Here is a 20058-nt window from a genome sequence, read left to right as displayed (position 1 = left end):
TCGGGTTGTTCGCAGGGAGGGAACCGGGGCGAGTGCTCCGGTCGGAGGGGAGTTCCGCCATCATGTCGACGGCCGTCGAGACCGACGAGAAGCCCGCGCCGTACCACGTCGCGCATCACACACACCGCGACGTCAGCGGTGGCTGGCTGCGGCCCGCGGTGTTCGGCGCGATGGACGGACTGGTCTCGAACCTCGCGCTGATGACCGGTGTGGCCGGCGGCGACGTCGACACGAAGGTGATTGTGGTCACCGGGCTGGCGGGGCTGGCGGCCGGCGCGTTCTCGATGGCGGCGGGGGAGTACACCTCGGTGGCCTCGCAGCGCGAGCTGGTCGAGGCGGAGCTGGACATCGAACGGCTGGAGCTGAGCCGGCACCCCAAGGACGAGCTGCGGGAACTGGCCGCGCTGTACGTCTCGCGCGGTGTGGAGCCCGAGCTGGCCATGGAGGTCGCCCGGCAGATGTCGGCCGATCCCGAGCAGGCGCTGGAGATACACGCCCGCGAGGAGCTGGGCATCGACCCGTCCGACCTGCCGTCGCCGGTGGTGGCGGCCGGCTCCTCGTTCGTGTCGTTCGCGCTCGGCGCGCTGCTGCCGGTGCTGCCCTACCTGCTGGGCGCCACGGCGCTGTGGCCCGCGCTGGTCCTGGCGCTGATGGGTCTGTTCGCCTGCGGCGCGGCGGTGGCGCGGGTGACGGCCCGCTCGTGGTGGTTCAGCGGGATCCGGCAGCTGCTGTTGGGTGGAGCGGCCGCGGGGGTTACCTTCGTACTGGGTTCATTCATCGGTACCGCCGTCGGCTGAGCCGAGTGATCGAGGCCACAAGCCTCCTGTTGTTTCCCCCTCGTTTCAGGTCCCGCACCACCGGGCATCAGACCGTGGCGCCGGGCGGGATCCGCCCCGGGCAGCTCTGTAACGACATGGTCCGTGGGTACTGCGTACTCCCTGCATACACCGCACCTTGTCCACATGATGGAACTGAGTATCCGCTTCTCGAACACTCAGCCATCATGTAACCTGCACGAAATCGCAGAGGGCCAACGTCGTCCCTATTGCGCATGCCTATGACAGGCACTGCATATATGCCAATGACGACGACGGGAGAGCCGATGCGTTCCGCGTTCATGGACGGGCGACCCGCCCCGCAGGGAATGTACGACCCCCGCAACGAGCACGACGCCTGTGGCGTCGGTTTCGTGGCCACCCTGACGGGCGAGGCCAGCCACGCGCTGGTCGAGCAGGCACTGACCGTTCTGCGCAATCTGGAGCACCGAGGTGCCACCGGTTCCGAACCCGACTCGGGTGACGGCGCGGGCATCCTCCTCCAGGTCCCGGACGCGTTTCTGCGCGAAGCCGCCGGGTTCGCTCTCCCCGAGGCCGGCCACTACGCCGTAGGCATCGGATTCCTGCCCGTCGAGACCGAGGACCGCACCAAGGCCGTCGACGCGATCGAGCGGATCGCTGCGGAAGAGGGCCTCAGCGTCCTCGGCTGGCGCGAGGTCCCCGTCGCGCCGGAGCTGCTCGGTGCCACCGCCCGCTCGACGATGCCGCACTTCGCCCAGCTGTTCGTGGCGGACGCCACCGGCACCAGGTCCGGCCTGGCGCTTGACCGGCCCGCCTTCGTGCTGCGCAAGCGCGCCGAGCGCGAGGCCGACGTCTACTTCCCGTCGCTGTCCGCGCGCACGATCATCTACAAGGGCATGCTCACCACCGGGCAGCTGGAGCCGTTCTTCCCGGACCTCTCGGACCGGCGGACCGCCACCGCGATCGCCCTGGTGCACTCCCGCTTCTCCACCAACACCTTCCCGAGCTGGCCGCTGGCCCACCCGTACCGGTTCGTGGCGCACAACGGTGAGATCAACACCGTCAAGGGCAACCGCAACTGGATGCGGGCCCGCGAGTCCCAGCTCGACAGCGACCTGTTCGACGGCAGCCTGGAACGGGTCTTCCCGGTCTGCACCCCCGGCGCCTCGGACACCGCGTCCTTCGACGAGGTGCTGGAGCTGCTGCACCTCGGCGGCCGGTCGCTGCCGCACAGCGTGCTGATGATGATCCCCGAGGCGTGGGAGAACCACACCTCGATGGAGCCGGCCCGCCGGGCGTTCTACCAGTACCACTCCACGATCATGGAGCCCTGGGACGGCCCGGCCTGTGTCACCTTCACCGACGGCACCCAGGTCGGCGCGGTCCTGGACCGCAACGGTCTGCGCCCCGGCCGCTACTGGGTCACCGACGACGGCCTCGTCGTGCTCGCCTCGGAGTCCGGCGTGCTGGACATCGCCCCGAGCAAGATCGTCCGCAAGGGACGGCTGCAGCCCGGCAAGATGTTCCTCGTCGACACCGCCGAGCACCGCATCATCGAGGACGACGAGATCAAGACGGCGCTGGCCGCCGAGCACCCGTACGCGGAGTGGCTCGACGCCGGGCTGATCGCCCTGGAGGACCTGCCCGAGCGTGAGCACATCGTGCACACCCACGCCTCGGTCACCCGCCGCCAGCAGACCTTCGGCTACACCGAGGAAGAACTGCGCGTCATCCTCGCCCCGATGGCCAAGAGCGGCGGCGAGCCGCTCGGCTCCATGGGCACCGACTCGCCGATCGCGGCGCTGTCCGAGCGCCCCCGGCTGCTCTTCGACTACTTCACGCAGCTGTTCGCGCAGGTCACCAACCCGCCGCTGGACGCCATCCGCGAGGAGCTCGTCACCTCGCTGATCTCCACCGTCGGCCCCGGCGGCAACCTGCTGGAGCCGTCGCCGGCCTCCTGTCGCAACGTCGTGCTGCCCTTCCCGGTGATAGACAACGACGAGCTGGCCAAGCTCATCCACATCAACGCCGACGGCGACCTGCCCGGCCTCAGCGCCGCGACCCTGTCCGGCCTGTACCGGGTCACGGGCGGCGGCGACGCCCTCGCGGCGCGCCTGTCCGAGATCTGCGCCGAGGTCGACACCGCCATGGAGGACGGCGCACGCCTCATCGTGCTGTCCGACCGGCACTCCGACGCCGAGCACGCGCCGATCCCGTCGCTGCTGCTCACCTCGGCCGTCCACCACCACCTGATCCGCACCAAGCAGCGCACCCAGGTCGGCCTGATCGTCGAGGCCGGCGATGTGCGCGAGGTGCACCACGTCGCGCTCCTCATCGGCTACGGCGCCGCGGCCGTCAACCCGTACCTCGCCATGGAGTCCGTCGAGGACCTGGCACGGGCGGACACCTTCCTGCAGGGCATCGAGGCCGAGGACGCGATCCGCAACCTCATCAAGGCGCTCGGCAAGGGCGTCCTGAAGGTCATGTCCAAGATGGGCATCTCCACCGTCGCCTCCTACCGCGGCGCGCAGGTCTTCGAGGCCATCGGCCTGGACGCGGAGTTCGTGGACACCTACTTCCACGGCACCGACACCAAGCTCGGCGGCTCCGGCCTCGACGTGGTCGCCCAGGAGGTCGCGGCCCGGCACGCCAAGGCCTACCCGGCCTCCGGCATCGCCGCCGCGCACCGCCGCCTGGACATCGGCGGCGAGTACCAGTGGCGCCGCGAGGGCGAGCCGCACCTGTTCGACCCCGACACGGTCTTCCGGCTGCAGCACTCCACGCGCACCCGCCGCTACGACATCTTCAAGCAGTACACCAGCCGCGTCGACGAGCAGTCGGAGCGCCTGATGACGCTGCGCGGACTGTTCGCGTTCAAGGAGGGCGAGCGCACCCCGATCTCCATCGACGAGGTCGAGCCGGTCTCCGCGATCGTCAAGCGCTTCTCCACCGGCGCCATGTCGTACGGCTCCATCTCCATGGAGGCGCACGAGACCCTCGCCATCGCCATGAACCAGCTGGGCGGCAAGTCCAACACCGGTGAGGGCGGCGAGGACGCCGAACGGCTCTACGACCCGGCCCGGCGCAGCGCCATCAAGCAGGTCGCCTCCGGCCGCTTCGGTGTGACCAGCGAATACCTGGTCAACTCCGATGACATCCAGATCAAGATGGCGCAGGGCGCCAAGCCCGGCGAGGGCGGCCAGCTGCCCGGCCACAAGGTCTACCCCTGGGTCGCCAAGACCCGGCACAGCACGCCCGGCGTCGGCCTGATCTCGCCGCCGCCGCACCACGACATCTACTCGATCGAGGACCTCGCCCAGCTCATCCACGACCTGAAGAACGCCAACCCGAAGGCGCGCATTCACGTCAAGCTGGTCTCCGAGGTCGGCGTCGGCACCGTCGCCGCCGGTGTCTCCAAGGCACACGCCGACGTCGTCCTGATCTCCGGCCACGACGGCGGAACGGGCGCCTCGCCGCTCACCTCGCTCAAGCACGCGGGCGGCCCCTGGGAGCTCGGCCTGGCCGAGACCCAGCAGACGCTGCTGCTCAACGGCCTGCGCGACCGCATCGTCGTGCAGACCGACGGCCAGCTCAAAACCGGCCGTGACGTCGTCATCGCCGCCCTGCTGGGCGCCGAGGAGTTCGGCTTCGCGACCGCCCCACTGGTCGTCTCGGGCTGCATCATGATGCGCGTCTGCCACCTGGACACCTGCCCGGTCGGCGTCGCCACCCAGAACCCGGTGCTGCGCGAGCGCTTCAGCGGCAAGGCCGAGTACATCGTCAACTTCTTCGAGTTCATCGCCGAAGAGGTCCGCGAGATCCTCGCCGAGCTGGGCTTCCGCACCATCGAGGAGGCCGTCGGCCACGCCGAGCTCATCGACGCCGGCCGCGCCGTCAACCACTGGAAGGCACAGGGCCTGGACCTGGCCCCGCTGCTCCACGTGCCGGTGCTGCCCGAAGGCGCCGTCCGCCACCAGGTCGCGGTCCAGGACCACGGTCTGGAGAAGGCGCTCGACAACACGCTGATCCAGCTCGCGGAGGAGGCGCTGGCCACCGGCGCCCCGGTCCGCGTCCAGCTCCCGATCCGCAACGTCAACCGCACGGTCGGCACCATGCTCGGCCACGAGGTGACGAAGAAGTACGGCGGCGCGGGCCTGCCCGAGGACACCATCGACATCACCCTGACCGGCTCCGCCGGCCAGTCGTTCGGCGCCTTCCTCCCCAGGGGCATCACGCTCCGCCTGGAGGGCGACGCCAACGACTACGTCGGCAAGGGCCTGTCCGGCGGCCGCGTCATCGTCCGCCCGGACCGCGGCGCCGACCACCTCGCCGAGTTCTCCACCATCGCGGGCAACACCATCGCCTACGGTGCGACCGGCGGCGAGCTGTTCCTGCGCGGCCGGACCGGCGAACGGTTCTGCGTCCGCAACTCCGGCGCCACCGTCGTTTCGGAGGGCGTGGGCGACCACGGCTGCGAGTACATGACCGGCGGCCGGGCCGTCGTCCTGGGCGAGACGGGCCGCAACTTCGCGGCCGGCATGTCCGGTGGCATCGCGTACGTCCTGGACCTCGACCCGGACAACGTCAACACCGGCATGGTCAACGTCGAGGCGCTCGACGCCGAGGACATCACGTGGCTGCACGACGTCGTGCGCCGCCACCAGGAGGAGACCGGCTCCACCGTCGCCGAGAAGCTGCTCGGCGACTGGGGAACCACCCTCACCCGCTTCGGCAAGGTCATGCCGAGGGACTACAAGGCAGTGCTCGCCGCCAAGAACGCCGCCGAGCAGGCCGGGCTCTCCGAGTCCGAGACCACCGCGAAGATGATGGAGGCGGCTAATGGCTGACCCCAAGGGCTTCCTCACCACGCCCCGCCAGCTGTGCGACCGGCGTCCCGTCGAGGAGCGCAAGCAGGACTGGAACGAGGTCTACATCCCCGGCGGGCTGTTGCCGATCATCAGCAAGCAGGCCGGCCGCTGCATGGACTGCGGTATCCCGTTCTGCCACAACGGCTGTCCGCTGGGAAACCTCATCCCCGAGTGGAACGACTACGCCTACCGCGAGGACTGGACCGCGGCCAGCGAGCGGCTGCACGCGACCAACAACTTCCCGGAGTTCACCGGCCGGCTGTGCCCCGCGCCCTGCGAGTCCGCCTGCGTGCTGGGCATCAACCAGGACGCGGTCACCATCAAGAACGTCGAAGTCACCATCATCGACAAGGCGTGGGACAGCGGTGACGTGACCCCGCAGCCGCCGGAGCGGCTGTCCGGCAAGACCGTCGCCGTCATCGGCTCGGGCCCGGCCGGTCTCGCCGCCGCCCAGCAGCTGACCCGCGCCGGCCACACGGTCGCGGTGTACGAGCGCGCCGACCGCATCGGCGGCCTGCTGCGCTACGGCATCCCCGAGTTCAAGATGGAAAAGCGGCACATCAACCGCCGTATCGAGCAGATGCGCGCCGAGGGCACCAAGTTCCGCACCGGTGTCCAGATCGGCACCGACCTGCCGGGCGACAAGCTCAAGAAGCGCTATGACGCGGTCGTCATCGCCGCCGGCGCCACCCAGGCCCGCGACCTGCCGGTGCCCGGCCGCGAGCTCGGTGGCATCCACCAGGCGATGGAGTACCTGCCGCTCGCCAACAAGGTGCAGGAGGGCGACTTCGTCGCTCCGCCGATCACCGCCGAGGGCAAGCACGTGGTCGTCATCGGCGGCGGCGACACCGGCGCCGACTGCGTCGGCACTGCCCACCGCCAGGGCGCGGCCTCGGTCACCCAGCTGGAGATCATGCCGCGGCCGTCCGAGGACCGCCCGAACAACCAGCCCTGGCCGACGATGCCGATGACGTACAAGGTCACCTCGGCGCACGAGGAGGGCGGCGAGCGGGTCTACGCCGTCAACACCGCGAAGTTCGAGGGCGACGAGGACGGCAACGTCCAGTCGCTGCACCTGGTCGAGGTGGAGTTCCAGGACGGGAAGTTCGTGCCGCAGCCGGGCACCGAGCGTGCCATCCCGGCCCAGCTCGTCACGCTCGCCATGGGCTTCACCGGCACCGACCAGAAGAACGGTCTGATCGACCAGCTCGGCCTGGAACTGGACGCGCGCGGCAACATCGCCCGCGACCAGGCGTACGCGACCAACGTCAATGGCGTCTTCGTCGCCGGTGACGCGGGCCGCGGCCAGTCGCTCATCGTGTGGGCCATCGCCGAGGGCCGCTCGGCCGCCAGCGCGGTGGACCGCTTCCTGACCGGCGCCAGCACCCTGCCGGCCCCGATCCGACCCACGGACCGCCCGGTCACCGTCTGACCGGCCCCTGCTGTCCCGTCCGACGGCGTACGGAACAATGCGGCGCCTGCCCCACCCCGACCACGGGGGGCAGGCGCCGCAGCCGTTTTCCCCCACCCGGCAGGGCCCGGCCCCACGGCCTGGCTGCCCGGCCTAGGTGTCGCACTCCAGGACCGTCCGGCAGAGCGTGCAACGGGCGGTGAGGCGGCCGCGCACCGGGACCCGGATGCGCTGATGGCAGGTGGGGCACGGGAAGGAGACCCGCGGCGGCTTCGCCGTCTCGAAGGAGTACCCGCCCAGCGGCGACGCGGCGTGCGCGGTGCCCGAGCGACGGTCCTTGGCGTACCGCCGCCGGGCCGCCCAGCCGGCGGCGAGCAACGGCGGCTGCCGCCGCTCCCGTTCGGCGAGCTCCAGTCCGGTCCGGTAGGCGTCACGCGCCAGCGGGCTGGTGAACCACGGCTCGATGTCGTCGCCGAAGACCAGCGCCCGCTTCGCAAGCACATAGCCGTACTCTTCCGGCGTGAGATAGCCCAGCTTGTACGCGGACATCATCAGCCGGTCCTCCCGGATCGCCGGCTCCTCCCGGTACGAGTCCAGCAGCAGCCACCCCGCCCCGAGGAACGCGGTCGCGGTGTCGGTGAGGATCTCGTTGTCACGGGTGCCGGGCAGCTCCAGACCGAGACGGTGCAGATAGACGTGCATCACCTCGTGCGCCAGCGCCGCGCCCACATCACGGCGGTCCGTCTTGAACCGCGAGTGCAGCTCGACGAAGTACTCCGGGCCCGCCGCCAGCTCGACGCTGCCCGCGTGCACCATGTCGCGGAACCCCACCACCATCCGGGCATCCGGCAGCCGGAAGTGGTGCAGCATGACGCGCGCCACCCGCTGCGCCCCCAGATACGGGTCCTCGTCCGGCGGGAACTCCACCGACTCCGGGCGCACGCTCGCCGGGAACTGCTCCACCGTGTCGGCGGAGAGCCGCTTGTACAGCGCGGTGAGCGAGGTCTGGATCGTGGCGAGGTGCGGGAACCCGTGCTCGATCTCGGCCACAGCCACCTCCCCCCGCCGGTCATGGTGCGGACTCGTGACGTTCCGAGATTACGCGTCCGCACCCGGGTAGACGCGAAAACCACTGGTGGTACCTCCGCGAGCGGGCACAAAGATCGGCTGGACCCTCCTTTCGAGGGACGCGGCGGCACCTGTCGAGGAGAACGCACGGCGATCAGCGCGTGAACCCGCCCGGCGCAGGAGTCCAACAGCGGCGCACCTTTGTCCATGGGCGCGCCGGGCACTCCCGGCGCAAGGTGTAGGGCGATCGACCCGTAAAGCAGCTGTACAGCCGGCAGTCGCCGGCAGTGCGGCCCACGGCAACCGGCAGTGCGCCCAGCGGCACGGCCATGCCGTGGCGATGCCGTAGTGAGGAGTGCGATGTCCGCCCCCGACACCAGCATGGAAGCCGGTCCCAGCCGCCGCGCGGTGGTGCTCTCCACCGCCGCCGCGGGACTCGCCGCGGCGCTCGTCCCCGGACAGGGCAGTGCCGCCGCCGCGACGGCCGCCGCGGGCGAAGCGGTGCTCCGCTCGGCGTACCTGGACGTCCGCGTGCACACCGCCTTCCCCGGCGTCGTCTCCTACACCGACCGCGGCACCGGCGCCGTCATCCACGGCGCGCCCACTCCCGCGAGCACCCTCCTCATCGACGGCGCCGCCCACACCCCGCAGGTCACCAGCACGGTCCGTGCCGACCGCATCGCCTACACCCTCGCCTTCGACGGCGGGACCCGCATCGAGGCGCAGATCACCGTCGACGGGTGGACCACCGAATTCCGGGTCACCGCCGTCGCCGACACCGAAAGCCTGCGCGTGGGCACCCTGCAGATCCCCGGACTGCGGCTGCTGAGCGTCCGCAGCGACCAGCCGGGTGCCACCCTGCTCGCCGCGAAGCTGCAGCTCGACAAAGCCACCAGCGGCGACACCCTCGTCCGCGTCACCGCCGGCACACCCGCCGAGGCGGCGCCGACCGGCTGCGCCTACGCGGTCGTCGCCACCGACGCGCTCGGCGCCGCGATCGAGAGCAACACCGTCTACGACAAGCCGGTCGGCGCGCAGGGCACCACCTGGGAGAACGGCCGCTTCTGGCGGCAGACCCTGGCCGGCGACGGCTGGATCGAATCCGGCCTGGCGCCCGGCCAGTGGACGTACCGGGCCGCCGGCGCCGCCACCGCCGACACCGAGCCGCTGCCGTACGCCAAGGTCATCGTCACCCGCGACCGCAACGGCGACGGGAAGACCGACTGGCAGGACGCGGCGATCGCACTGCGGGACATCGCCGTCACCCCGCTCGGCGCCGACACCCAGCACCTGCGGGTCGTCCCGCACATCCCGTTCAACTTCGCCAGCCAGGCCACCAACCCGTTCCTGGCCACCCTCGACAACGTCAAGCGGATCTCGCTGGCCACCGACGGGCTGCGGCAGTTCACCCTCCTCAAGGGGTACCAGTCCGAGGGCCACGACTCCGCGCACCCCGACTACGGCGGCAACTACAACCAGCGCGCGGGCGGCCTCGCCGACCTCAACACCCTCGTCTCCCGCGGCGCCCGCTGGAACAGCGACTTCGCCGTCCACGTCAACGCCACCGAGTCCTACCCGGTCGCCCACGCCTTCTCCGACAAGCTCGTCGACAAGACCAACAAGCAGTGGGACTGGCTCGACCAGTCCTACCGCATCGACGCCCGCCGCGACCTGATCAGCGGCGACATCGCCGCCCGCTTCCAGCAGCTGCGCGACGAGACCGACCCGGCACTGAACACCATCTACCTCGACGTGTTCCGCGAATCGGGATGGACCTCCGACCGGCTCCAGCGCCATCTGCGCGCCCAGGGCTGGACCGTCACCAGCGAATGGGGCCACGGCCTGGAACGCTCCTCGCTGTGGTCCCACTGGGCGAACGAGACCGACTACGGCGGCGACACCTCGCGCGGTGTCAACTCCCAGCTCATCCGCATGGTGCGGCACCACCAGAAGGACGTCTTCGCCGACAAGTGGCCGCTGCTGGGCACCGCCAAGCTCGGCACGTTCGAGGGCTGGGTCGGCAAGACCGACTGGAACGCCTTCTACCGCACCATCTGGACGGAGAACCTGCCCGCCAAGTACCTGCAGGCGTACCCGATCAGCACCTGGACCGACCACGAGATCACCTTCTCGGGACCCACCCGCACCACCGTGGCCGACACCGACGGCACGAAGACCATCACCACCGACGGCCGGACCGTCTACCGCGGCGGCAGCTACCTGCTGCCCTGGGAGCCGAAGCAGGCCAAGAACCCGCCGAAGCTCTACCACTACAACCCCGCGGCCGGCGCCTCGACCTGGCGGCTCCCGGCCGGCTGGGCGGCGGCCCGCACCGTCAGCCTCTACCGCCTCACCGACCAGGGCCGCCGCTTCGAACGCGACCTGCCGGTCCGGTCCGGCACCGTCACCGTGACCGCCGAGCCCGGACAGCCCTACGTCGTCTACCGCGACCGGGGGCGCCCCGCCAGGCCGCCCCCGGCTGGGGCGAGGGCACCCCGATCCACGACCCCGGCTTCAACTCCGGCCGGCTCGACGACTGGCACGTCAACGGACCGGCGAGCGTCGTCCGCAACCCGATCGGCGACTACGAACTCGTCATCGGCGCCGGCTCCGCCGCCTTCGTCGGCCAGCGCCTGTCGCGGCTGCGGCCCGGCAGCTACGCCGCCTCCGTCCAGGTCGAGGTCGGCGCCAGCGCGGGGGAGCGGCGCCGGGCCGCCCTGGAGGTCCGTACCGCCGACGGCGTCACCGCCGTCAACTGGACCGACACCTCCACCGCGGGCAACTACGTCGCCGCCGACCGCAAGCACGGCTCCCGCATGCAGCGGATGTTCACCTGGTTCACCGTCCCCGAGGGCGGCGGCCCGGTCACCCTCGCCCTGTGCGCCGACGCCGGAACGGCCCGTATCACCTTCGACAACGTCCGCGTCGTCCCAGCCCTCCCCACCCGCAGCCCCGGCGCCCTCGTCCACGAGGACTTCGAGAACGTCCCGCAGGGCTGGGGAGCCTTCGTCAAGGGCGACTCCGGCGACGTCACCGACCCGCGCACCCACATCGCGCAGCGGCACTCCCCGTTCACCCAGGCCGGCTGGAACGGCAAGGTCATCGACGACATCATCGACGGCACCCAGTCCCTCAAGTCCCGCGGCGAGAACGACGGCCTGATCTACCGGACCGTCCCGCACACCGCCCGCTTCACCCCCGGCCACCGCTACCGCGTCACGTTCCGCTACGAGAACGAGGAAGCCGGCCAGTACGCCTGGATCACCGCCACCGACCGCCCGGAAACCACCGAACTGTCCCGAACCGTACTGCCCGCCGCCGCCGTACCCGCCACCCACAGCTACGAGTTCACCGCCCCCGCCGACGGCGACGCCTGGGTGGGGCTGCGCAAGGCCGGCGACAGCGACACCGCCGAATTCTCCCTCGACACCTTCACCGTCACGGACCTCGGCCCTGCGACCCCCTAGCCCCTCCGGCTCCCCGAACCGCCAGGGGGCCGGGGGCGTGGCCCCGGCCCCCTGGCCACCACCGCACTCCATGAGCCAAGATCAGTCCTCGATGTTCCATACATGGATGCGCTACTTCTCACCGAACCCGGTCCACCACCGGCTCGGCCTGGTGTGCCTCGGCGTCGGCATGCAGCACGGAGCGCTGCCCACCGTCGGGCCACGCACCATCGACCACCACGTCGCCGTCGTCATCAGCGCCGGCACCGGCTGGTTCCGGCACCGCGGCGGCGAAGCCGTGGAGATCACCGCGCCCACCCTGCTGTGGCTGACCCCCGACGCCGAACACCACTACGCGCCGCACCCCGGCAGCGGCTGGGACGAGAGCTTCGTCGACTTCACCGGCCCGGCCGCCGCCACCTACACCGAACTCGGCTACATCGAGCCCGACCGGCCCATCGTCCCGCTCAGCGACACCACAGGACCACGCGCCGTCATCGCCCGCATCGCCCGCGCGGCCCGCCCCGGAAACCCGCTCCTCGAAGTCGAGAGCTCCGCCGCCGTCCACGAACTCCTCGTCGCCCTGCGCCGCGCCCGCGCCGACACCACCGGCGACGGCGACCGGGTGCTCGACGCCCTCGCCCGCGACGCGTTCCTGCCGCTGACCATCGCGGAACACGCCACCCGGCACGGCATGACCCTGGCCGAACTGCGCGCCGCGGTGCGCCGCAGCGCCGACTGCAGCCCCAAGGACTACCTGCTCGGCATCCGGCTCGGCCGCGCCAAGGAACTCCTCGCCGCCACCGACCTGCCGGTCGCCGCCGTCGCCCGCCGCGTCGGCTACGAGGACCCCGCCTACTTCAGCCGGCTCTTCACCCGCCGGGTCGGCGCCGCCCCCGTACGCTTCCGCGAACAGCAGTACCGCACCGTCCCCGGCGGCTGGTCCACCGACCACCTCGACCCCCGCCGCATCACCCGGCAAGCCGCAGATCACCCCGGGCCGTGACCTGCGGGCACCCCGTACGGCAGCATGTCCGGCATGCCAGCCCTGACTCGCGCCGAGGCCGAGACCCGCGCCCGCCTGCTCGACGTTCACCATTACGCGATCCACCTGGACCTGACCCGCGGCGACGCGACCTTCCGCTCCACCGTCGTGATCCGCTTCACCGCGCGCGAAGCCGGCGCCACCACGTTCGTCGACATCAGGCCCGCCGCGCTGCACAGCGTCGAACTCAACGGCCGCCCGCTCGACCCCGGCACCCTGGACGACGGTCGGCTCCCGCTCACCGATCTGCTCACCGACAACGAACTGCGGATCGACGCGGACATGCTCTACTCCCGCACCGGCGAAGGCATGCACCGCTTCACCGACCCCGCCGACGGCGAGGTCTACACGTACACCCAGCTCGGCCTCGACCACAGCCCCGCGCTCACCGCCACCTTCGACCAGCCCGACCTCAAGGCCGTCTTCGAGGTCACGGTCACCGCCCCGACCGCCTGGACCGTCCTCGGCAACGGCATAGCCCAGCGCACGGGAGAGGGCCGCTGGCAGATCGCCGCCACCCCGCCCATCAGCACCTACCTCCTCGCGGTGGCCGCCGGACCCTGGCACAGCATCCGCACCGAACACGCCGGACTGCCCTTCGGCCTGCACACCCGCAAGAGCCTGGGACCGCACCTGGAGAGCAACGCGGCCGAGATCCTCGACACCACCCGCCGCTGCTTCGACCGCTACCACGAGATCTTCGACGAGCCGTACGTCTTCGACTCCTACGACCAGGCGTTCGTCCCCGAACTCAACTTCGGCGCCATGGAGAATCCCGGCCTGGTCACCTTCCGCGACGAGTTCGTCTACCGCTCCGCCGTCACCCACACCGAACGCCAGTTCCGGGCCGTCGTCATCGCCCACGAAATGGCCCACATGTGGTTCGGCGACCTCGTCACCCTGCGCTGGTGGGACGACATCTGGCTCAACGAGTCCTTCGCCGAGTACCTCGGCTACCAGGTACTCGCCGAAGCCACCGGCTTCACCACCACCTGGACCGACTTCGCCATCGCCCGCAAGGCCTTCGGCTACGACGCCGACCAGCGCCCCTCCACCCACCCCGTCGCCCCCGAAGCCGTCCCCGACACCGCCTCCGCGCTGCTGAACTTCGACGGCATCTCCTACGCGAAAGGCGCCTCCGCGCTGCGGCAACTCGTCGCCTGGCTCGGCACCAAGGACTTCCTCGCGGGCGTCAACGACCACATCGCCCGGCACCGCTACGGCAACGCCACCCTCGACGACTTCATCGACTCCCTCGCCGGCGCCACCGACCGCGACGTCCGCAAATGGGCCGCACAGTGGCTGCGCACCACCGGCGTCGACACCCTGCAGCCGAACTTCGACGACACCACCGCGCCGTACATCGCCCGCACCGGCAGCCGCCCGCACCGCATCACCGTCGGCCTGTACGACCGCGCCGTGACCGATCCCGGCCGCCTCGTACTGCGCGAACGCCTCGAAGCCGACCTCGCCACCACCCGCGTCCCGCTGCTGCCCGAAGGCCGGCCCGTCCGCCCCGACCTGGTCCTGCTCAACGACGGCGACCTCAGCTACACCAAGATCCGCTTCGACGACCAGTCGTGGAGCACCATCACCGAATGCCTCGGCGGCCTGCCCGACCCGCTCTCCCGCGCCGTCGTCTGGAACGCCGCCCGCGACCTGGTGCGCGACGGCGAACTGCCGCCCGCCGACTACCTCGGCCTCGTCCTGCGGCACCTGCCCGCCGAAACCGACCCCGCCATCGTCCAGGGCGTCCTGACCTTCACCCGCGGCCAGCTCATCGACCGCTACCGCGACCCCGCACAGCGCACCACCGACCTCAACCTCCTCGCCGGTGTCTGCCGGACCTTCCTCCACGGCCACGACACCGCCCTGCACCTCAGCGCCGCCCGCACCCTCATCGACTGCGCCGCCACCCAATCCAACACCGCCGCCCTGCGCTCCTGGCTCACCGACGGCCGGATCGCCGGCGGACCAGCCCTCGACCCCGAACTGCGCTGGCAACTACTGCTGCGCCTCACCGTCCTCGGCGCCGCCACCCCCGACGACATCGCCGCGGAACTCGCCCACGACCCCAGCGCCTCCGGCGAGGAGGGCGCCGCCCGCTGCCGCGCCGCCCTGCCCGACCCCCAGGCCAAACACGCCGCCTGGACCCTGATGTTCGACAACGACGCCCTCTCGGCCTATCTGTTCACCGCCACCGCCCAGGGCTTCTGGCAGCCGGAACAGCACCACCTGCTGCACGGGTACGTTCCCCACTACTTCCCCGCCGCCACCGCCCTCGCCGCCCGCCGCGGCCCCGCGCTCGCCACGGCCGCCGGCCGGTACGCGTTCCCCACCACGGCCACCGATACCGCCACCCTGCGGCTCGGCGGGGAATGCCTGCGCGACGCCAACCCCGTCCCCGCCCTGCGCCGCCAGCTCGCCGACCAACTCCACGACCTCCAAAGGGCGTTGAAGATCCGGGCCACCTACCCCGCACCGGCCGGCCACTAACACCTGTCCGCCAGGGTGCCCGCCGGCCGCGCGGGCACCCTGCGCCGGGCCATGATCCGGACTGCCCCTACCACCCCCGAACAGCCGGAATCCCATCCTCCGCACCCGCCCCGCAATACCCCTGACCGGTAGCTCTCGTTGAGCACACCGGGCGGAACCGCCCGCCCGACAGGCAGCGACCGCGAAGGGGCCACCCCATGCCACCCCAGCTCGCCGGAGGGATCACAGGACCCGGCCACCTGCGCCCCCTGCTGGACACCGTCCTCGACGCACTCACCACCGGCGCCACCGCCCGCGGCGGACCCCTCCCCGCCGGCGGCCCCGACACCGTCGCCCGACACGTACGCGACGCAACCGAACCCGTCATCCCCCACACCGGAACCGGCGCCGAACACGCCCTGCGCACCCTCGTCCACGCCCTCGCAGCAGGCTCCGCCGACCCCGCCCACCCCCGCTGCGCCGGCCATCTGCACTGCCCGCCACTGGCCGTCGCCGTCGCCGCGGACCTCGCCGCCGGCGCCCTCAACCCATCCCTCGACTCCTGGGACCAGGCCCCCGCCGCCGGCGCCCTCGAAGCCGAAACCACCGCCGCCCTCGCCGCCCTCGTCTACCCCGGCCACCGCGCCCCCGACGCCCTCATCACCACCGGCGGCACCGAGTCCAACCACCTCGCCCTGCTCCTGGCCCGCGAACGCCACCCCGGCGCCCCGGCCCTGAGAGTGGTCTGCGGAGCCAACGCCCACCACAGCATCCAACGCGCCATCTGGCTCCTCGGACTGCCACCGGCCCACGTCCTGCCCACCCCCACCGGCACCCTCGACCCCGCCGGCCTCCACACCGCCCTCGGCGAACTCTGCGACCCCGGCCCCGTACTCGTCGTGGCAACCGCCGGAACCACCGACACCGGCGCCATCGACCCCCTCCCCGAGATCGCCCACCACACCGCCGCCCACGGCGCCGAACTCCACATCGACGCCGCCTACGGCGGACCACTCCTCTTCAGCGACCGCGAAGCACACCGCCTCGACGGCCTCACCTTCGCCGACTCCGTCACCCTCGACCTGCACAAACTCGGCTGGCAACCCGTCGCCGCCGGACTGCTCGCCGTACGCGACACCACCGCACTGCGACCCCTCAACCACCAGACCGACTACCTCAACGCCCACGACGACACCGAAGCAGGCCTCCCCGACCTCCTCGGCCGCTCCCTGCGCACCACCCGCCGCCCCGACGTGTTCAAAATCGCCGTCACCCTGCGCGCACTGGGCCGCGAAGGACTCGGCGCCCTCATCGACACCGTCATCGACCACGCCCACCACCTCGCCGACCTCATCGACGCCCACCCCGCCCTCACCCTGCGCGGCCGCCCCGAGATCAGCACCGTCCTGTTCCGCCCCACCCACGCCGACGACACCCACGTCGCCGCCATCCGCCGCCGCCTCCTGCACGACGGCCACGCCGTACTCGGCCGCGCCCACGCCGACGGACACCTGTGGCTCAAAGCCACCCTGCTCAACCCGCACACCCGGCCCGCCGACCTCCAAGCGCTCCTGCACCTCACCACGGAAGGCACCACGGCCCGATGACGACAACGCCCACCACCCCCGACCCCAGCGAACCCGCCACCCCCGAAGAGCCCCTCGACCTCCTCGGCATCGGCATCGGACCCTTCAACCTCTCCCTCGCCGCCCTCGCCGACGGCATCCCCCACCTCACCGCCGCCTTCTACGACCAGCGGCCCTCCTTCCAATGGCACCCCGGCCTGCTCATCGACGGCGCCACCCTCCAAGTCCCCTTCCTCGCCGACCTCGTCACCCTCGCCGACCCCACCAGCCGCTGGTCATTCCTCGCCTACCTCAAAACCCGCGCCCGCCTCTTCCCCTTCTACTTCGCCGAGCGCTTCCACATCCACCGCGCCGAATACGACGCCTACTGCCGCTGGGTCGCCGACACCCTCACCACCACCCACTTCGGCCAACAGGTCGACACCGTCCGCTGGAACCCCGGCCGCGCCCTGTTCGAAATCGACCACACCCACCTCGACCGCAACGGCGAAGCCGAAGCCCTCGGCCGCACCCACGCCCGCAACCTCGTCATCGGCATCGGCACCAGCCCCCACATCCCCGAACCCCTGCGACCCCTCGCCGAAGCCCCCACCGTCCCCGTCATCCACTCCAGCGACTACGTCAACCAACGCACCCGACTACTGGCAGCCGAACACATCACCGTCGTCGGCTCAGGACAATCCGGCGCCGAAGTCTTCCTCGACCTGCTCCGCGCCCGCCCCACCGGCCGCGAACACCTCACCTGGATCGCCCGCACCCCCGCCTTCGCACCCATGGAATACAGCAAACTCGGCCTCGAGCAATTCACCCCCGACTACACCCACTACTTCCACGGCCTCGCCGAACCCGTCCGCGACCAGCTCGTCCCCCAGCAGTGGCAACTCCACAAAGGCATCGACCACGACACCATCAACGCCATCCACGACGAGCTCTACCGCCGCACCCTCGACGGCGGCTGGCCCGACGCCACCCTCACCCCCGGCGTCACCGTTCGCACCGCCGGCCGCCTCGGCAGCACCGGCATCGAACTCCACCTCGAACACGAACAACAAGGCACCCGCAGCCGCCTCCACACCAGCGCCGTCGTCCTCGCCACCGGCTACCGCGAACGCTCCATCGACCAACTGCTCGCCCCACTCCACCCCTACCTGCGCCGCGACACCGCCGGCCGGCCCCGCATCGACGCCCACCACCGGCTCGCCCTCGACCCCTCCATCAGCGGCGCCATCCACATCCAGAACGCCAACCGCCACACCCACGGCGTCGGCGCCCCCGACCTCGGACTCGTCGCCTGGCGCTCCGCCGTCATCCTCAACGCACTGACCGGCAAGGAGCCCTACCCCCTGCCGGCCAGAACCGCGTTCACCACCTTCGGCCTCGACGGGACGGCCGCATCCAACGTGCCGACTAGAACAGCGGCACTCCGTCGCGGGTGAGCTTCCAGCTGTCACCCCCGAAGGCGGACGGATCGATCGAACCGTTCGTCTTCACCCACGCGATGATCGTGTTCCGGATCTCGTCCGAATTCGCCCACACCGACGGCGTCGCCGCCACATGCGGGAAATTGCCGCCACCATTCGCCCGGTAGTTGTTCACCGCCAGCACGAACCTCGCCGCCGGATCCAGCGGCGCGCCCTGGAACGTCAGATTCACGATCCGCGAACCCACCGGCTTCGCGATGTCGATCTCGTACGACACCCCGCCCACCACGTCGTAGTTGTAATCCGGAGTGCTGTCCGCGTTCGTCAGCTTCGACACGTCCACCACAGAACCCGCCGCGGTCTGCACGAAATACTTCGCCGAGAACTCCAGATAATCCTTCACCTGCGCGCCCGTGAGCACCCGCGCGTCCAACGTGTTCTCGTACACGTACAACCCCGCCACGTCCCGCAACGACACCTGGCCCGCCGGAATCGCCGCCGTCCGGGAGAAACACGCCGCCTGCGACAGCACCGGCAACGCCGCGTACTGCGTACCCGCCAACGCCGCCTTCACCGTCTGGCTCTGCACCGCGTTGATGAAGTCGATGATCGGCGTGTCCTTGTACGGAGCCTCCGTCGCCGCCATCGCGACCGTGCACGTGCCGACCACCTGGTTCACATACGCCACGACCTTGTCGTGCTCCGCCTTCACCAGCTTCACCACATGCGGGTCCTCCGCCACCGCGTTCGCGTTGCGGACCTCCGCCACCACCGACGTCACCGACCAGCGACCCCGCGAGAACTCCAACCCGATGTCGAAGACACTCAACCGCATTCCCCACATCAACGGCTCCGACAACACCACGTTCTTACCCGACACCGTGTTGACGACCGTGCGCGACGCGACCTCCTTGTGCGTGTGCCCCACCAGAATCGCGTCGATCCCCGGCACCTGCTCCGCCACCAGCGACGACGCGTTCTCCGGATACGGCAGTGCGTCCCCGTACGACGTACTGCCGTCAAGACCCGAGTGATCCGTACAGATCACCACGTCACAACCGAGCGCCCGCAGCTTCGGCACATAGATCTTCGCCTGCTCCACCAGACCCGGGAACGCCATCTTCCCCTGCACATTGGCCTTGTCCCAGATCGCGATCCCCGGATTCGTCAGCCCCAGGATCCCGACCTTGATGTCCGGCCCGCCCTGCACCCTTATCCGCTTGATCGTGTACGGCGGGAACGCCGGCTTCAACGTCTTCGCGTCCACCGCGTTCGCCGCCAGCAGCGGGAAATCACACTGCTCCTGGAACTTCCGCAACACCGGAATCCCGTAGTTGAACTCATGGTTGCCCAGCGCCGCCGCGTCGTACCGCATGTGGTTCATCGCCAGCGCCATCGGATGCACCGGCGCGCGCTTGCCCGCGGTACCGGTGATCGGATCCACCCGCGCGTAGTAGTACGACAGCTGCGTGCCCTGGATGATGTCGCCCGCGTCGATCAGCAGCGTGCGATCGCACCCCTTCTCGGCACGCGCCTGCTCCACCAGCGTGGAGATCTTCGCCAGACCCACGTCGTTGTGCGTGCTGTCGTCGTACTCCTTGTCCGTGAAGTAGTCCCAGTTGAAGACATGGCCGTGCAGATCCGTCGTGCCCAGCACCCGCAGCGAGTACGTCTTCGGGCCGTGCCCGTGCCCCCGCCCCTCGTCGTGCGCCTGCGCCGGCCCGGCGCCGGCAACGGCCCCAGCGGCGCCCGCGAGCGCCACCCCCGCACCCGTGGCGGCGGAACGGTTGAGGAAGGTCCTTCGGTTGAGCGGCATGTCGGCTCCCGGTCTGTTCTCGTGGTGTAACGCGCGTAGATTCTGGCGCAGGAACCCCACCCCGCAACACCCCCCACACGTTTCCATCAGATGTCCCGCCGGAAAATCCACCGCCTGCGACAGTG

At 70.7% G+C, this 20058-nt stretch carries 10 protein-coding genes and 1 pseudogene; 9 read left to right on the top strand and 2 right to left on the bottom strand.

Annotated elements, in window-relative coordinates; translation table 11 throughout:
- The first annotated feature begins 62 nt into the window (after window positions 1-62).
- The 3 genes from AC07DC_RS26410 to AC07DC_RS26400 all read left to right on the top strand — a co-directional run bounded on the left by AC07DC_RS26410 (window position 63) and on the right by AC07DC_RS26400 (window position 7097).
- A complete protein-coding gene (locus AC07DC_RS26410; RefSeq protein WP_478916971.1) occupies window positions 63-797 on the top strand; it encodes a VIT1/CCC1 transporter family protein in 735 nt (244 codons plus the stop codon).
- Window positions 798-1102: 305 nt separating this feature from the next.
- Window positions 1103-5644 (top strand): glutamate synthase large subunit, encoded by a 4542-nt coding sequence (gene gltB / locus AC07DC_RS26405; RefSeq protein ID WP_478916970.1) that lies wholly within the window; start codon window positions 1103-1105, stop codon window positions 5642-5644.
- Window positions 5637-7097, top strand: coding sequence for a glutamate synthase subunit beta (locus AC07DC_RS26400; RefSeq protein ID WP_478916969.1), 1461 nt, complete (start codon window positions 5637-5639; stop codon window positions 7095-7097). The genes gltB and AC07DC_RS26400 overlap by 8 nt, the downstream gene beginning before the upstream one ends.
- A gap of 132 nt (window positions 7098-7229) precedes the next feature.
- Here AC07DC_RS26400 and AC07DC_RS26395 read toward each other — a convergent pair whose 3' ends face one another.
- Window positions 7230-8126 (bottom strand): hypothetical protein, encoded by an 897-nt coding sequence (locus AC07DC_RS26395; protein WP_478916968.1) that lies wholly within the window; start codon window positions 8124-8126, stop codon window positions 7230-7232.
- A 378-nt stretch (window positions 8127-8504) separates the two neighbouring features.
- Here AC07DC_RS26395 and AC07DC_RS26390 point away from each other — a divergent pair.
- The 6 genes and pseudogenes from AC07DC_RS26390 to AC07DC_RS26365 form a co-directional block, all read left to right on the top strand.
- Window positions 8505-10454: pseudogene (locus AC07DC_RS26390) on the top strand (endo-alpha-N-acetylgalactosaminidase family protein); the annotation flags it as partial.
- A complete protein-coding gene (locus tag AC07DC_RS26385) occupies window positions 10373-11611 on the top strand; it encodes a hypothetical protein (protein WP_478917125.1) in 1239 nt (412 codons plus the stop codon). The pseudogene AC07DC_RS26390 and the gene AC07DC_RS26385, both read left to right, overlap by 82 nt.
- Window positions 11612-11702: 91 nt before the next feature.
- Complete coding sequence (locus AC07DC_RS26380) at window positions 11703-12596, top strand: helix-turn-helix domain-containing protein (RefSeq protein ID WP_478917124.1); 894 nt, start codon at window positions 11703-11705, stop codon at window positions 12594-12596.
- Window positions 12597-12629: 33 nt separating this feature from the next.
- A complete protein-coding gene (gene pepN / locus AC07DC_RS26375; protein ID WP_478916967.1) occupies window positions 12630-15131 on the top strand; it encodes an aminopeptidase N in 2502 nt (833 codons plus the stop codon).
- A gap of 197 nt (window positions 15132-15328) precedes the next feature.
- Window positions 15329-16717, top strand: coding sequence for a pyridoxal phosphate-dependent decarboxylase family protein (locus AC07DC_RS26370; protein ID WP_478916966.1), 1389 nt, complete (start codon window positions 15329-15331; stop codon window positions 16715-16717).
- A complete protein-coding gene (locus tag AC07DC_RS26365; RefSeq protein WP_478916965.1) occupies window positions 16714-18132 on the top strand; it encodes a lysine N(6)-hydroxylase/L-ornithine N(5)-oxygenase family protein in 1419 nt (472 codons plus the stop codon). The genes AC07DC_RS26370 and AC07DC_RS26365 overlap by 4 nt, the downstream gene beginning before the upstream one ends.
- Here AC07DC_RS26365 and AC07DC_RS26360 read toward each other — a convergent pair.
- Window positions 18104-19933 (bottom strand): bifunctional metallophosphatase/5'-nucleotidase, encoded by a 1830-nt coding sequence (locus tag AC07DC_RS26360; RefSeq protein WP_478916964.1) that lies wholly within the window; start codon window positions 19931-19933, stop codon window positions 18104-18106. The two genes, AC07DC_RS26365 and AC07DC_RS26360, sit on opposite strands and share 29 nt — an antisense overlap.
- Window positions 19934-20058: the final 125 nt, after the last annotated feature.

The sequence above is a fragment of the Streptomyces sp. NPDC045021 genome (assembly GCF_056432645.1).
The sequence above is the reverse complement of the archived record's forward strand: the minus strand, read 5'-3'. Positions and strand labels throughout refer to the sequence as shown.